This is a genomic window from Variovorax sp. IB41, assembly GCF_016405905.1.
In the GTDB taxonomy this organism is placed as follows: Bacteria; Pseudomonadota; Gammaproteobacteria; order Burkholderiales; family Burkholderiaceae_C; genus Variovorax.
In genome coordinates this window covers 62958-77646 of record NZ_JAEFCB010000007.1, presented here as the reverse complement: position 1 = coordinate 77646, position 14689 = coordinate 62958, and the positions used below count along the sequence as shown (strand labels likewise).

Here is a 14689-nt window from a genome sequence, read left to right as displayed (position 1 = left end):
GATCCACATGCCCTACGAACGCGACGTGGAGGCGCCGCGACGCTGGTGGCTGGGATGGCTGCAGCTGCTGTTCGCCTGGGTGCTGTGCATGCTGTTGTGCGCCAACATCGCCTTGGTGCTGGCAGAGGGTTTGCCCGCAGTGAGGGGGGAGGCGACGGTGGACCGGCAGGCGGGCTGCACGACCGCGCAAACGACGTTTCAACGCGACATGGGAACCGAGCGACAGGTCGAAGCTGCAAAGGCGCGCGCACCCCGATGCTGAGGTGCACAGCACGCGAATTTTTGCTTTGTAATGTTGCGTAACAGTCGATAATGATTCGAGCGTCAATGCTCGACGGATCGGCCTTTTCTCATGATCAAGTTTCTCTTGCCCAGCCAGCTGGTTGCCGAAACGCCGGACGAGCCGGGTGCCAGTCCTTATGCCAATGCACTGAACACCGCGTTCCGTTCGGCTTACCCGCTCGTGAAGAGCGCGGCATGGCGCTCGCTCCCCATCAGCCTGTTCGGGCTGCTGCCCTCCATTTTTCTGCTGCAGGTGTATGACCGCGTGCTCTCGCGCAGCGGCACCTCCACGCTCGCGGCGCTGGTCAGCGGCATCTTCTTTTTCCTGTGCATCGAGTTCTGGCTGCGCACGCGCCGCTCGCGCATGCTGCGCAACGCGGGCGCGATCATCGACCACGGCGTCTCGGGCGCGCTGCTGCAGTCGATGCTGGCCCGCCCGCTGCGCGCGCTCGAGGCGCGCCCGGCCTCGGTGTGGCAGCAGTACTTTCGCGACGTGGGCTCGGTGCGCGGCACCGTCACCGGGGGCCTCGCGCAATCGATCTTCGACCTGCCGATGGCGGTCTTCGCGCTCGTGGTGATCGGCATCGTCGCCTTGCCGGTGCTGCCGGTGGTGGCCGCGTTTCTCGCGATCATGTCGTTCCTGGCATGGTGGTGGGCCGACGAAGTGCGCGCCGGGCGTGTCGAGGAAGTGCAGCGCGGCCGCGGCCTGGACCGCATGACCTCGGAGATCTGCAACGCGCGCGAAACGCTCAAGACGCAGGCCAACGACGGCCCCATCAGCGACATGTGGCGCCAGACCTACAACGCCTGGCTCTCCGAGAGCTTCAGCAAGAACGGCCAGATCGAAACCGCGCGCGACGGCACCACGGTGCTGCTGACGGTCTTCTCGGTCGTCGTGGTGACGGTGGGCGCCATCTCGGTGATGGAGCAATGGATGACGGTGGGCGGCCTGGTCGCCTCCAACATGCTGGCGCTCAAGGCGCTGCAGCCGGTGGCCGGGCTCGTGTCGAACTGGCGCTCGCTGGCCACCGCGAAGGAAGCCGCCAAGCGCCTGGAAACCGTGCTGGGCGAGCAGGTCGAGAAGCCCCCCACGGGCATGACGCTGCCGCAGCCGCTGGGCCGCATCACCCTGAAAGACGTGAGCTTCAGCTTCACCGAGACCGCGCAGCAGCCGGTGCTCGAGAGCGTCGACCTGGACATCGGCCCGGGCGGGCTGCACGTGATCGTCGGGCGCAACGGCGCGGGCAAGTCGACGCTGGTCAAGCTCCTGTCGGGCCTCTATGCGCCCACGCGCGGCATCATCAGCATCGGCGAATACGACCTGTCGCAGTTCGGCCGCGAAGAGCTCTCGCGCTGGATCAGCTACCTCTCGCAGGAGGTCTACTGGTTCGGCGGCTCGCTGATCGACACCATGCGCCGCGCGGCCCCCGGCCAGAGCGACGAGCAGATCGTCTCGGCCTGCAAGCTCTCGGGCGCGCACGACTTCATCTCGCGGCTGCCCGACGGCTACCGCACCATGGTCGGCGAAGGCGGCACCGGCGTCTCGGTGGGTGAACGCCGCAAGCTCGCGCTGGCCATGAGCTTCCTTCGCAAGCCCTCGGTGCTGGTGCTGGACGAGCCCAGCAACGACCTGGATTTTCAAAGCGAGCGCAACCTTTTGGCCACGCTGCTGGCGGTGGCCAAGGTGCGCACCGTGGTGGTGGTCACGCACTCGCTGCGCATCGTCTCGGCGGCCACGGCGGTCTACCACGTGACGGGCCAGGGCGACGTCGAGGTGGGCACCGCCGCGGTGATGGTGCCCAAGCTCTTCGGCGTGAAGAAGCCGCTGGTGGCAGTGGGCGACGAAGACAACGCGGGGGCCGCGGCCTCCCGCTCCATGGCGTAAGAACACGAATCCGATGAGCTATTCACGATGCATGAGATGGACGCAGCCCCGTCATGGAATGCCGCGGAACCGGCTTTGCCGGGCCGCTGGCATTGCCCCCGGTGAGGGGGTAGGAGCGGCGACACGAAGTGCGCGAAGCCTGGGGGAGAGCTCATTGTGAAATCAGATCTGCCGCAGATTCTTCAGGATGAAGACCAGAAGCGCGCGGCGCGGACCTCGCCGCAAGGGCGGCGGCGCCAGTGGATCATCGGCGGCGCCATCGGCGTGCTGGCGCTGATCGGGCTGGGCTTTCCGATGGAAACCGTGGTCGTCGCGCCGGGCCGCGTGATCCCTTCGGACCGCGTCAAATCCATCCAGCATCTGGAAGGCGGCATCGTCAGCGCCGTGCTGGTGAAGGAAGGCGAGACGGTCAAGCAGGGCCAGTCGCTGGTCGAGATCGACCTGGGCGGCAGCGGCCTGAACCTGGAAGAACTCAGCGCCCGCTACGCGGCCACGCAGGCCACGCGCGTGCGCCTGATCGCCGAGAGCCGCGGCCAGCCGCTGAACCGCCAGTCCTTCGCCACCGACCTGGACGAAGACGTGTTCGAAGGCGAGCTGGGCGCCTACCAGGCGCGCGCGCTCGAACAGCGCGGCGTCATGGCCGGCGCGGTGTCGGGCCTGGAGCAGGCGCGCAGCAAGCAGCTGGAGCAGCAGGCCAAGGTCAAGGGCCTGGACGATCGCCTGGTGCTGATGCAAAAGGAACTCGAGATCTCCGAGCAGCTGCTCAGCGAGAAACTGGTCGGGCAGGTCGAGGTGCTCGAGAAGCGCCGGCAGGCCGAGGGCGTGCGCAGCGAGCTCGCCGTGGCGCGCCAGGGCGTGATTTCCGCCAACGCCGCCATCACCGAATCGCAGGCCAAGATGGCCGAGGCCGAAGGCCGCTACCGCCGCCGCGCATCGGACGAACTGGCCACGGTCGAGCGCCAGTTCGCCAGCCTGAGCGAAGACCTGGCGCGCGCCCGCACGCAGCGCTCGCGCACCGTGGTGAAGGCGCCCTCGGACGGCATCGTCAAGGGCCTGCGCAACTCCAGCCCGGGCTGGGTGGTCAAGCCCGGCGAAGCCATCCTGGAAGTGGTGCCCGACAAGGACGAGATCATGGTGGAGGCGCGCCTCAATCCCAACGACCGTGGCTTCGTGGAGATCGGCCAGTCGGCGCGCGTGAAGATCACCGCCTACGACTACCTGCGCTACGGCGCCGTCGAGGGCAAGGTGATGCTGGTGGCGGCCGACGCCGACCGCGACGCGGCCATCGCGCAGGGCGCGCCTTACTACCGGCTGCTGATCAGCATGTCGCAGTCGCACGTGGGCCGCGAAGAGAACCGCATCACCGCCGGCATGGAGTCCGAGGTCGACCTGCGCGTGGGCACCGACCCGTTCATCTGGTACATCCTGCGGCCAGTGCTCAAGTTGCGGCGCGAAGCCTTCCGCGAGCCATGAAGGACCGCACCGCCACAAGCCGGCGCCGCAGCACGGGCACCGGGGTGCTGTGCGCAGCACTGTGCGCGAGCTTCGCGCTCCCGCCGGCCGCCCTTGCGCAAGAGGTCCGGGAAGTACAGGAGATGCCGGAGGTGCAAGTGCCGCTGCCCTCGCTCTCGCTCGCACGGCGCCTGTCCACGCCGTCCATCGGCGCCGCGAGCTACGCCCAGCGCGTGAAGCAGGCGCTGATCGCGCTCTCGCAGGAATACCCCGAGGTGCAGACGGCGCAGGCGACCGCCACCACCAGCAGCTACGGCGTCGATGCCGCCAAGCAGGCGCGCTACCCGCGCTTCAAGATCGGAACTTCGTCGGGCAACTACAACAGCGGCGCGGACAACGCCAAGACCCAGAGCTACACCGTGCTCACCGCCGAAGCGCGCGTGAGCCTCATCGACGGCGGCGCCATGAGCGCGGCGCAGCGCGCGGCCGAGGCCGGCAACAAGGCCGACGACGAAGCCGTCATCACCACCTCGCAGAAGGTGGTGCTGGACGCGCTCACCGCCTACCTGCAGGTGCAGCGCTTCGACCTGAAGAAGCAGATCGCGCACAAGGCCACCGAGGTGGTGGCCGAGCTCTCGAAGGCCGAGGCCCGCCGCGTTGCGCTCGGCGTCTCGGGCGACAACGACCTGAACATGGCCGCCTCGCGGCGCGCCCTGGTGGCCGCGCGCGAATCCGACTTCGAGGCCCAGCGCGACGAGGCGCTCGCCAAGTTCCGCAACTACTTCAAGTTCTCGCCCAACACCGAGTCGCTGCCCGTGCTCGCGGCGCCCACGCAGTGGCGCATCGCGTCGCAGGAAGAGGCGCTGCGCCGTGCGGAGAGCCGCAGCACCGAGATCGCCGAGGCGCAGGGCCGCATCGACCGCGCGCGAGCCCTGGTCGACCAGCAGGAATCGAGCCTCTACCCGACGCTGGACGCCGTGGTCGTGAAGAGCAAGGACCCGCGCGGCGTGTCGCCGCAAGACCCGACGCGCGCGGCCTTCGAGCTCAACTGGAATTTCGGCAACGGCTTCGACCGGCAGCTGCGCTTGAGGAGCGCGCTCGCCGAAGTCGCCAACCAGGAAGCCAAGCTCGAGGGCGTGAAGAACAACCTGTTCGAACTCACCTCCGCGTCATGGGCCCGCACCGTGTCGGGACGCGAGCGCGAGAAGCAGCTCATGGAAGCCGTCAGCACTTCGGGCCAGGCCTTTCGCGGCCGCCGCCGCCTGATGGAATTCGGCCGCGAGACGCTGCCCAAGGTGCTCGATGCGCAGCTGGACTACTACACGCTGCTGTTCGACTACGTCGACGGCGTCTTCGACCTGCGCATCTCCGAGCTGCGCCTGGCGCGCACCACCGGCGAACTGCGCATCGAACCCGATGTCACGAACAGCTGGATCGACCGCATGTTCGGCCCGCCCAACCGTTCCATGCTCACCGAAGACGGACTGCTCTCGGCGCTGTGCATCTCGAGCAACGCGGCCTGCCCGAACGAGCCGGTCGTCGAGCGCTCGGCGAGCGCGGCGACCAACAACCCGCCGCTGCGCCGCACACCTCGCCTGATGCCTCGCTGAAGCTTGTTGCCGTTCATCCTGAGCTTGTCGAAGGATCGAGGCCGGCTTCGACAAGCTCAGCCCGAACGGTGGTGGTGGTGGTGCTGAGAAAAGAGGAACTACCTCCCGGTCCCCATTCGTCCTGAGCTTGTCGAAGGACTGGGCACCGCCCTCGGCAAGCCTCAAGCGTCTTCAGGAATGCCGGGTTCGCCGTCGAGGATCTGGTACTTGCGCATCTTTTCCCACAGCACCTTGCGGCTGATGCCCAGGTGTTGCGCGGTGTCCTGGCGCTTCCAGTCGTTGATCTCCAGCGCCGCGATGATGCGGTTGCGCTCGCTGCTGTTCCAGCCCTTGCGATCGCCGTTGCTGTCGAGCGCGACGCCGCCGCCGTTGCCGCCCCCGCCGTTTCGCTCGGCCGTCATCGCCGGCGTCGGCGTGCCGCGCGTGAGCGCGATGGCGCGCTGGATCAGGTTCTGGTCCCAGCCATGCAGTTGCCGCGCGATCACGCCCACGCGCTCCGCGAGGTTGCGCAGCTGGCGCACATTGCCGGGGAAATAGGTTTCGGCCACCGCATCGCTGAGCCAGTGCGGCGTTTCGCCCAGCGTCTCGAGCTCGTCGCCGAGCACGTTGCTCAGGAGCGCCTTGAAGATCGCGATCTTGTCGACCTCGCCGCGCTCTTCGAGGCTGGGCACATGCAGCTCGATCACCGCGAGCCGGTAGAACAGGTCGGCGCGGAACTCGCCGCTCGCCACCATCTCGCGCAGGTTGCGGTTGGTCGCTGCCACGAGCCGGAAGTCGACCCGGATCGGCGACGTTGCGCCCAGCCGCGTGACCGCGTTGTCTTCCAGCACGCGCAGCAGCTTGACCTGCTGGTAGCGCGGCAGGTCGCCGATTTCATCGAGGAACAGCGTGCCCCCGGTGGCCTGCTCGAAGTAGCCGCGATGCGCATGCACGGCGCCCGTGAACGAGCCCTTGGTGTGGCCGAAGAACAGCGACTCGAAGAGGCCGTCGGGAATCGCACCGCAGTTCACCGCCACGAAGGCGCCCTTGCTGTACGACTGGTGCCCCAGGTGCAGCTGCTGCGCGATGCGCTCCTTGCCCACGCCGGTTTCGCCGCGCACCAGCACCGGGTGGTTGCAGTCGGCGAAGGCGCCCACTTCGGCGAGCAGCGCCTGCATGGCTTCGGAATGCGCCACCAGCACATCGGGTGCCTGCGGCGCGACGTCGCGCGCGCGCAGTTGGCGCACGAGCTTGGCGACCATCGTGCGCAGTTCGGCGCAGGTGAAGTCGTAGGGCAGCACGTGCAAATACTCGGGCGGGTAGGTGCGCGAATCGCGCTCGCGCGAACCCGCGGCGACCCAGATCACCGGCATGCCCTGCAGGAACTCGGTGGCATGCGCGAGCCCGCCGCTGTCGATGACCGTGACGCTGATGATCGCGACGGAGGGTCGCAACGCGGCGCCGCGCTCCTGCTGCGGCGGCGGCAGCCCGTCGGCCCGGGTGACTTCCACGTCGAAGCTCGCCATGCACCGCGCGATGCGGTCGAGGATGTCGGCTTTGCCTTCCCAGACAAAGAGGTCGAGTTCGTCGAAGTTGGAAGCGGGAGAATTCATCTGGATTTGCAGTCTCTGTACCGGTGAGCGCGCGGCATCTTCTCTCAGTACACCAGCATGGGCAACGCCTTGCAGTCGAGTGACTTGAGGTTCACGTCGATCTGGCCGAGGTTGATGCCGAGCACGTTTTGCAGCAGGGGCGTGAGGACTGTCGCGCCGAGTGCATCGAGGACGGGTTTGAGCAGGCCCGTCAGCACGGACAGGGCGTTGGAGACAGCGCCGCCCAAGCCGCTGCTGCTGCTCGACAGGCCATCCCGGATCATTTTCTTGCAGCCGTCTTCACTGCCACCGCCGAGGCCCAGCAGGCCCGTGCACGGATTCAGCACACCGGCAAGCAGATCGCCGACGCCGTTCAGGAGACCGGTCAGCAAACCGCTTTGCCCCGAGTTCTGTCGAATGGTGTTGACTGCGCTCGCGTACCGCTGGCCCCAGCAGCTTGGCGTGCTCTGGGTGCAGATGCTAGCCGTGTCGTTCCAGATCTTGTCCCTGAGGTTGTCCAATTGCCCGCTGGTCGGGGTGCCTGTCGGTGCCGTCCCGCCGAAGAGCAGGTTGGCCAATTCCGATACGAGCAGCGCCACGGTCGAGCCGATCTGCAGGTCATTGACCGACGTTGTTCCAGTTTCCCCTTCCGCAAGCGTCAGCGAGGAGCTTCGAGAGGGCTTCAGCGCCTCGATATCGAGATGGCCATTCGCTTTCAGCAAACCCAGGATGTTGATGAGCTCCATGTTCTTCAGCGTCGTCGGGTAGTTGCAGACATCGAACTTCGAAAAAAGATCCGCCGAAGCGATCTGCCCGACGCAGATATTCGCGATGCTGCTGTCGACCGTGAATCTCACGCGGTCCTTGCCGCTCACCGGGTCCTGGAGTTCCGGCGTGCACATGTCGGCGATCGTGCCTGTGCCCGTCACTGCATCCAACACGATCGGCAGGTCCAGCTTGACCAACGGCGCGAGCAATGCGCCGAGCAGTCCTGCATCCGTCGTCACGTGAATGAAGGTGCGTACCTGTGCGTTGTAAGCCTTGGCACCGATGCCACCGATGGCGATCGAGGGTGGTTCGATCACCGTCACCTTGGTCGTCACCTTGGCCAGCGACAACAGGTTGATGTTGAGCCCCGCATCGACCGCATGCTGCGATGTGGCCACGCCGATCGAGGTGTAAAGCAGATCCAGCGCGCCCACGTTCACATTCAGCGCGCCGCCACCGCTGCCTCCGGGTGCGATGATTTCTGCGAACAGGCCGCGCGGTCCGTCGGCGACGGAACCCAACTGCACCATGAGATTGGTGAGGCCGAGCTTGGCCTGGATGGCCTGCAGCAGCGCGATATTGCTGGCCAGCAGGCCGTTCTGGCCCGCCACGGTAACGATGGCGTTCAGCAGATCACCCAATGCCACCGAGCGTCCGGCGAGCAGCGTGTTGAGTTCGCCTACGCCGATGTCTGCGGCGACAGGAATGCCCAGCGCGGCGAGCAGCCCACCGGGGGTGACCTTGGCCTGGGCCAACCCGTCGTAAGTCAGCAGCGAGGTGCCAGCGAGATCGAGCCCGATGCCCTTGAGCAATCGCCCGAGCGTGGAGTCGCCGCTGACCGTGATCAGTTTGCTGCCGACGGAGAACTCGGCGAGCGGTGCGCTCAATGCCGCAACTGCGCTCACGCTGATATTCCGATTGCCGGCAAAGAACGCAAGCAGCGTCGGTGAGGGCCGCTGGAAACTCACGCGCACCGCGTTGATGGTGCCGGTCACCGCGGGAAACTGAAAGCTCGTGGTCCGATCCCAGTAGCCGCACTGGATTTCGCCGGCTGCGCCCAACGGCAGAAGTCCCGCGGGCATGTTGCGGCCCGCTCCGCCGGCCGCGCCATTGGCATTGAGCTGCGCGGCGGTCGTCGCCGCGGGGCAGCCGCCGCGAACCTGTTGCGCGCCAGCCAAGGCGGCGAGATCGGCGGTCTTCTGGAACTCGCGCTTCATGACGTACATGAAGCCGATCTCGGTGCCGATCAGCGTGATGACGATCAGGCTCAGCGCAATGGCGGTGTTGATGAGTATCGAGCCGCGATGGCGTCGACGCGTCGTGGTCTGGCGTGCTGGGTTCATGGGACCGACCTTCCTCAGGACGAACGAAGCGCGGCAGTCGTCCGGCTTTGAAGTTGGTCGGGCATCCACCGGCTGGCATCCAGCAACGGCATCGTGGGCAGCAGGCGGTTCGCGCTGTATGGGTAGGTCACCGTGACAACGTAGCGGACATAGGCGCCGGGCCCGCTGGGGGTGCTGCGGGTCACGTCCACAGTCACGTTCGAGACGATCCAGTTGCGCCGGCTCGCTACGCTGGCGTTGGCTGAAGCTGGAACGACCAGTGAATTGGCCAGCGCGTCGTACACCGCATTCTTGACTTCGGGGTCATTGCTTGTTGGTGCGGGAGTGAGCAGGCCAACGGCGCGTGCCCCTTCCTCCGAGGCGCGCGTCACCGTTTGCTGGATGTAGAGCACCGCACCGAAAGTCGCGAGTCCATACAGCACGCCGAAGAGCACGACAAACACGAGCGCGAACTCTATGGCTGCGACGCCGCGCTGGTCTTGCGCTTTGCGGCGTAGACGGGTTCGCCCGCTATGAGCGAAAGCAGTGCTCATGGCGCTCTCCCGTCCAGCAGCATGCTGGCCCTGCCGACTATCTGGCTGGGCATCGCGAAGCTCGGCAGCGGCGGCAGCAAAAGCTGCATGTTGCTTGCCGTCACGGTCACCACCACCTGGCAGCGGGCTGCCCAAGTGGGACCACATGTGGGCGCGCCGCAGACGTTACCGACCACGCCGCAGACCGTGGCTGTCGCGTTTCGCGTGACCACGGCCGGCAGCCAACTGATGCGCTGCGCAGCGATCGCCTGCGCTTGGTCCGTTCGGGCCGCAAGCGTGGACTGGTAGCGCAACGCCGCACGCGCGCCGTCTTCCGCCGCGTTCTGCACGCCCAGGCGAAACGCGAACAGCATCCCGTAGCAGATGGCCCCATAGAGCACCGCGAAGAAGATCAGGAACACCATCGCGAACTCGATCGCATACACACCGCGTTGGCGGCGTGCTGCGGGGCGGGTGCCTGGCGCTTTCATGGCGATGTGGAGCTCGTGCCGGTCCTGTCGCGGGCTTACCTGGGCGCGGCGCCGCTGCCCGAACCCGAGGACGACTTGACCGACGAGCTCATGCGCTCCGGAATCGGAAACTCGAAGCTCTTGAGGTACCGCTCGTAGCTGCGGGTGGCAACGCTGCCCGCGATGGGGCGCGGCGTGGTGGAGGCGATTTCCCCGCTGCGCTGCCAGGCGAGCAGGCCCTGCGTCGCATCGCCGACTTGCAGCGGTTCGTAGACGAAGTCTTCGCCCTCGGCCATTTCTTCCTGGTCCTGCGGCGGCACAGGCGCGGGCACGGGTGCGGACGCTTGCGTGTTCGCAGGCGCTGTCGAAGGCTGGGCCTGCATCGTCGGCGCGGCCGGCTTGGCTTCCTGCGCCAGCACGGCGGGCGCGAAGACCATCAGTGCGACGCTCACGCCGAATGCGGACGAGCGTGCAGCAAGGCGAAAGGCGTGTTCTTTTTTCATGGGGTGGCTCGTGCGGTCGGGTTGGGTGACGCCGCGGAATCCGCGGTGGACGGGTTCAGCTGGCTGGCGGTGCGCACGCCGCCCATGCCGGCCCAGCGCGATGCCTTGAGTGCCAGGGGCGGGGGCGCTGCATCGTCTCGCGCCAGCGTCGTGCCGCTCGGCAGCGGGCGAACGGCCAAGGGAGCGGCCGAAGGAGTGGCCAAAGAAGCTGCCGAAGGAGCGACCAGCGGCGCCGCGCCGGTTGCCGCGAGCGGCGCGCCGGTGCGCAGTTGCTGCGCGGCCTCCCGCACGGCTGCGCGGCTGGCCGCGGGCATGCGGTTGGCTTCCATCAGCCGGTTCGCCTGCTCGCTCTGGTCTGTCGCTTCGAGGTAGAGCGCGAGGTTGGCCTGGGCCTGGGTGTTGTTCGGGCTCAGTTGCAGCGCCTGCATCAGCGGCAGCCGGGCATCGGCGATCTGTCCCGCGCGCAGGTTCGCATAGCCCAGGTCGCTGAGCAGCAGGGCATCGGTCGGGGTCTGGCGCTGGGCCTGCTTGAAGAGTTGCACGGCCTCGGCGTAGCTGCCGCGCGCGCCTGCCAGGAGGCCCAGGCCCCGGTAGCCGGCGCTCTCCAGCGGCGTGCCCATGAGGCGCTTGTAGGCGGCTTCGCTCGGGGCGGCCTGGCCGGTCTGGCGCAACGCATCGGCGCGCGCGCGCGTGGATTCGGGCGACACGCCCCAGCGCTGCTCCAGCGCATCGATGTGGGCCAGCGACGCGAACCACAGGCCTTCGTTCTGCATCTGCTCGACCAGCCGCAGGTACGTGGCCTTGGTGTCGATGGCGGCACCGGCTTTCGTGTCGACGGCCGCCTCGGCCGCCGCGCGTTGCTGCGCGTCGTTGCTGGCCGCGTACTGGTCCTTGAGGGTGCCGCAGCCGGCCATCGCCAGCACAGCGAGCGTCGCGGCCGCGCAGGCCAGCATGCGGCCTGCGCGGCGCGACCGAATGGAAGTGGCAAGGGTTTTCATTTGGTGACGGCTCCCAGTGAACGGAATATCGCGATGAAACCCGGCCCCGCGGTCACGATGACCAGTGCCGGCAGCAGCGTGGTCACCATGACGCCGGTCATCTTCACGGTGATCTTTCCGATGCGCTCCTTCATCTCCGAGCGACGGTGCTCGCGCAGCCGGTCGCTGAAGATGCGCAGCGGCTCCTGCACCGCGCCGCCGTGCCGGTCGACCTGCACCAGCAGCGACACGAGGCCGCGCAGGTTCTCGTTCTTGTGCAGCGTGGCCAGGCGTTGCAGCGAGTGCTCGCGCGTGCGGCCGCGGCTGTACTGGTTGTTGGCCAGCGTCAGTTCGTGGCCGAGCACCTTCAGCACATGCAGGAAGTCGGTGGCCATGATCTGCAGGCTCTGGTCCAGGCTCAGGCCCACGCCCTGCAGCAGCCGCAGCAGGTCGATGAAAAGCGGCAGCTCCTGCGCCGCGCGTTCGCGGCGCCCGGCGGCGATGCGGCCCAGCACCCACTTGGGCGCCATGAAGCCGATCACGAAGGAGGCCGCCAGCACGAGGACCACCGTGCGCTGCTGCGCATGGTTTTCGCCCCAGACCACATAGACCAGGAACGGCAGCACCAGCGCGAGCAGGATGCGCGTGACCAGGAAGACCAGCTGCGTGCGCTTGGACGGCAGGCCGCACTGGTCGATGAGGTTCCTGTCCTCGTCCGCCACCAGCGCCCGGCCCAGCCGCGAATCGAGCCAGTGGAAGGGCAGCTCGAGGTCGGCGTGCGCCGGCGTTTCGGCATCGGGCACGGTCTCGGGGCCGGCCCTGTCGTCTGCCTTGGCCTTGGCCTCGGCCGGCGTGCCGGCCTGGCGGATGGCACGGCCGATGACCTGTCCGCTGCGCGTGCGCCGCAGTTCGGCCGCGATCAGCGCGCCGGCGCCGACCATCAGGCCCATGGCCAGCAGCACCAGGGCGAAGATGGCCAGCTGATTGGGCGTGAACGTCATGCCAGCCTCGCCAGGCGGTAGAGAAGCGCGGCACCCGCCAATTGCAGGCCCAGCGCGGAAAAGATGAGGATGCGGCCCGTGCCGTCGTTCCACATGCCAAGGAAATAGCCCGGGTTGCTCATGATGAGGAAGGCCCCGACGCCCACCGGCAAGAGGCCCAGGATCCAGGCCGAGAGCCGCGTCTCCGCGGACATCGCGACGAGCTCGTGCTCCGCCTGTTCGCGGTCGCGCATGAAGTTGGCCACGCGCTCCAGCAGCAGGTCGGCGCGGCCGCCGTAGCGCACGCCCAGGCCCAGGATGGAGGCCAGCAGAAACAGCTCTTCGACGCGCACGTTGGCGGCGGTCTGGTGCAGCGCGCGGTCCAGGTCCACGCCCGCGCGCACCAGCGCGGCCGAGCGTTCCAGGTGACCGCGCAGCGGCGTCTCGGTGGTGGAAATGGCCAGCTGGAAGGCCGCCTGCGTGGAGTTGCCGATGGTGATCAGCCGCACCATGGCGTCGATGTAGGCGGGCAACTGGCTCACCAGCTTGCGGCGAAATTTCTGCACCTGGAGCCAGAGCACGAAGGTCGCGACCAGCAGCATCAGCAGCAGCACGCCGAAGGCGGCGAGCCAGCCGCCGATGGCGCCGGCCACCACGCAGAGCACCACGATGACGGCCAGCCCCAGCACGACGGTGCGCGGCTGGACGACGCCCACGAGCCAGCCGGGCAACACCTTGTCGAGCACGCCGGTGTGGACGGTGGCCTTCGACGTGGCCTCGGTTTCCAGCCAGGGGTCGGTGGTCAGGCCCAGTGGCGGCTCGTTGGCGGCCATGTCCCGCACGGGCATCGGCACCGGCATGGCCGGCGAGCTGCTGGCCAGGATCTGCTGGCGCAGGTGCCGCTCCGCGGCCTGCCGCACCTGCCGCTTCTTCGCCCACTGCCACAGCAGCAGCCCCGCGGCGGCAGCAAGCAGCGCGATGACGGCCACCATCACGGCAACGGTCGCCAGGCCTTCACGCACGGCCGTCCCCCTGCGCCGCGCGCGTCATCGATTGGCGAAAGCGCGTGATCTTGGGCGAATGCGGCGCGATGCCCAGCGACACCCAGCGGTCGCGCTCCTCGCCGTCGGGCGAGACCACGGGCTCGTAGCGGTACAGCTCCTGCATCGCGACGATGTTGTCGTTCACGCCGGTGACTTCGCTCAGCGAAATGATGCGCCGCTGGCCGCCCGAGAGCCGGCCGATCTGCACGATGAAATCGATCGCATTGGCGATCTGGCGGCGCAGGCTCACCTCGCTGCCCTGGTAGCCCGCGAAGCCCGCGAGCATTTCGAGCCGGTAGAGGCATTCGCGCGGCGAGCTCGCGTGGATGGTGCCCATCGAGCCTTCGTGGCCGGTGTTCATGGCCTGCATCATCTCGATCACTTCGGCGCCGCGCACTTCGCCCACGATGATCCGGTCGGGCCGCATGCGCAGGCTGTTGCGCAGGAGGTCGCGAATGGAGATGACGCCCGTGCCGTCGAAGCCGCCCGGGCGGCTCTCCAGCCGCACGACGTGGCTGGTGCCCAGCGAGAGTTCGGCGGTGTCCTCGATGGTGATGACGCGCTCGCGCGCCGGGATGTAGCTGGCGAGCGCATTCAGCAGCGAGGTCTTGCCCGAGCTGGTGCCGCCGCTCACGAGGATGTTGCAGCGCGCGCGCACCGCGATCTCCAGCAACTGCGCCATGCCCGCATCGAAGGTGCCGAGCTTCACGAGGTCGGCCGGCGTGAGAGGCTCTTTCCGGAACTTGCGGATCGAGACCGACAGACCATCGATGGCCAGCGGCTCGATGATCACGTTGATGCGCCCGCCGTCCGGCAGGCGCGCATCGACCATCGGGTTGGATTCATCCAGCCGGCGGCCCAGCGGCGCGAGGATGCGGCGCACGATGCGCATCACATGCTCGGCGTCGGCGAAGCGCACCGTCTCGCGCTCCAGCATGCCGTGGCGGGAGACATACACGTTCTGGTAGCCGTTGATCAGGATGTCTTCCACCGCCGGATCGTTGAGCAGGTCTTCCAGCGGACCGAAGCCCGCGAGCTCCTTGGTCAGCGCGTCGGAGATGAGCTGCATCTCGCGGTCGTTGATCGGCACGCGGCGAAGGCGAACGAAGCTGTCCACCTCCAGCTCGACGAACTGCTGGATCGAGGCGCGCGACCACCGGCCGAACTCCGCGCCCAGCTCCTCGATGCGGCTCAACAGGTGATCGTGCGTCCAGCTCTTGATGTCCTGGAACTGCTGCGAATTGATGAACGCCTGGTCGTCGTCGGCAAATTCGATATCGTTGGACATGTGGG

The 14689-nt window shown here is 67.6% G+C and carries 13 protein-coding genes; 4 read left to right on the top strand and 9 right to left on the bottom strand.

Features of this window, described 5'->3' with window-relative positions; genetic code table 11:
- The first annotated feature begins 7 nt into the window (after positions 1–7).
- From JC881_RS15000 to JC881_RS14985, 4 genes are all read left to right on the top strand, one after another.
- Positions 8–262, top strand: coding sequence for a hypothetical protein (locus JC881_RS15000; protein WP_233101807.1), 255 nt, complete (start codon positions 8–10; stop codon positions 260–262).
- Positions 263–352: 90 nt separating this feature from the next.
- Entirely contained in the window at positions 353–2167 is a 1815-nt protein-coding gene (locus tag JC881_RS14995) for a peptidase domain-containing ABC transporter (protein WP_198786509.1), read from the top strand.
- A gap of 156 nt (positions 2168–2323) precedes the next feature.
- Positions 2324–3640: an HlyD family type I secretion periplasmic adaptor subunit gene (locus JC881_RS14990; protein ID WP_198786508.1), complete on the top strand. Its 1317-nt coding sequence runs from the start codon at positions 2324–2326 to the stop codon at positions 3638–3640.
- A complete protein-coding gene (locus tag JC881_RS14985; protein ID WP_198786507.1) occupies positions 3637–5229 on the top strand; it encodes a TolC family protein in 1593 nt (530 codons plus the stop codon). The genes JC881_RS14990 and JC881_RS14985 overlap by 4 nt, the downstream gene beginning before the upstream one ends.
- A gap of 161 nt (positions 5230–5390) precedes the next feature.
- On the opposite strand, the gene JC881_RS14980 is transcribed toward JC881_RS14985, so the two are convergent.
- Genes JC881_RS14980 through JC881_RS14940 form a run of 9 tightly spaced genes read right to left on the bottom strand, consistent with a single transcriptional unit; the run spans position 5391 to position 14684 of the window.
- Positions 5391–6821: a sigma 54-interacting transcriptional regulator gene (locus JC881_RS14980; RefSeq protein WP_198786506.1), complete on the bottom strand. Its 1431-nt coding sequence runs from the start codon at positions 6819–6821 to the stop codon at positions 5391–5393.
- A 44-nt stretch (positions 6822–6865) separates the two neighbouring features.
- Complete coding sequence (locus tag JC881_RS14975) at positions 6866–8911, bottom strand: TadG family pilus assembly protein (protein ID WP_198786505.1); 2046 nt, start codon at positions 8909–8911, stop codon at positions 6866–6868.
- A gap of 14 nt (positions 8912–8925) precedes the next feature.
- Positions 8926–9444, bottom strand: coding sequence for a TadE/TadG family type IV pilus assembly protein (locus JC881_RS14970; protein WP_198786504.1), 519 nt, complete (start codon positions 9442–9444; stop codon positions 8926–8928).
- A complete protein-coding gene (locus tag JC881_RS14965; protein ID WP_198786503.1) occupies positions 9441–9914 on the bottom strand; it encodes a TadE/TadG family type IV pilus assembly protein in 474 nt (157 codons plus the stop codon). The genes JC881_RS14970 and JC881_RS14965 overlap by 4 nt, the downstream gene beginning before the upstream one ends.
- A gap of 35 nt (positions 9915–9949) precedes the next feature.
- Positions 9950–10396: a DUF3613 domain-containing protein gene (locus tag JC881_RS14960; protein WP_198786502.1), complete on the bottom strand. Its 447-nt coding sequence runs from the start codon at positions 10394–10396 to the stop codon at positions 9950–9952.
- On the bottom strand, positions 10393–11394 hold the full coding sequence (locus JC881_RS14955; protein ID WP_198786501.1) for a hypothetical protein: 1002 nt from the start codon (positions 11392–11394) through the stop codon (positions 10393–10395). The genes JC881_RS14960 and JC881_RS14955 overlap by 4 nt, the downstream gene beginning before the upstream one ends.
- The gene (locus JC881_RS14950) at positions 11391–12374 is read right to left on the bottom strand and encodes a type II secretion system F family protein (protein ID WP_198786500.1); all 984 of its coding nucleotides are present in this window, start codon (positions 12372–12374) and stop codon (positions 11391–11393) included. Before JC881_RS14950 ends, JC881_RS14955 begins: the two co-directional genes overlap by 4 nt.
- Positions 12371–13375 carry a type II secretion system F family protein gene (locus JC881_RS14945; RefSeq protein WP_332875243.1) on the bottom strand — a complete coding sequence of 335 codons (1005 nt, stop codon included), beginning with the start codon at positions 13373–13375 and terminating at the stop codon, positions 12371–12373. Before JC881_RS14945 ends, JC881_RS14950 begins: the two co-directional genes overlap by 4 nt.
- Positions 13368–14684: a CpaF family protein gene (locus JC881_RS14940; protein WP_198786499.1), complete on the bottom strand. Its 1317-nt coding sequence runs from the start codon at positions 14682–14684 to the stop codon at positions 13368–13370. Before JC881_RS14940 ends, JC881_RS14945 begins: the two co-directional genes overlap by 8 nt.
- Positions 14685–14689: the final 5 nt, after the last annotated feature.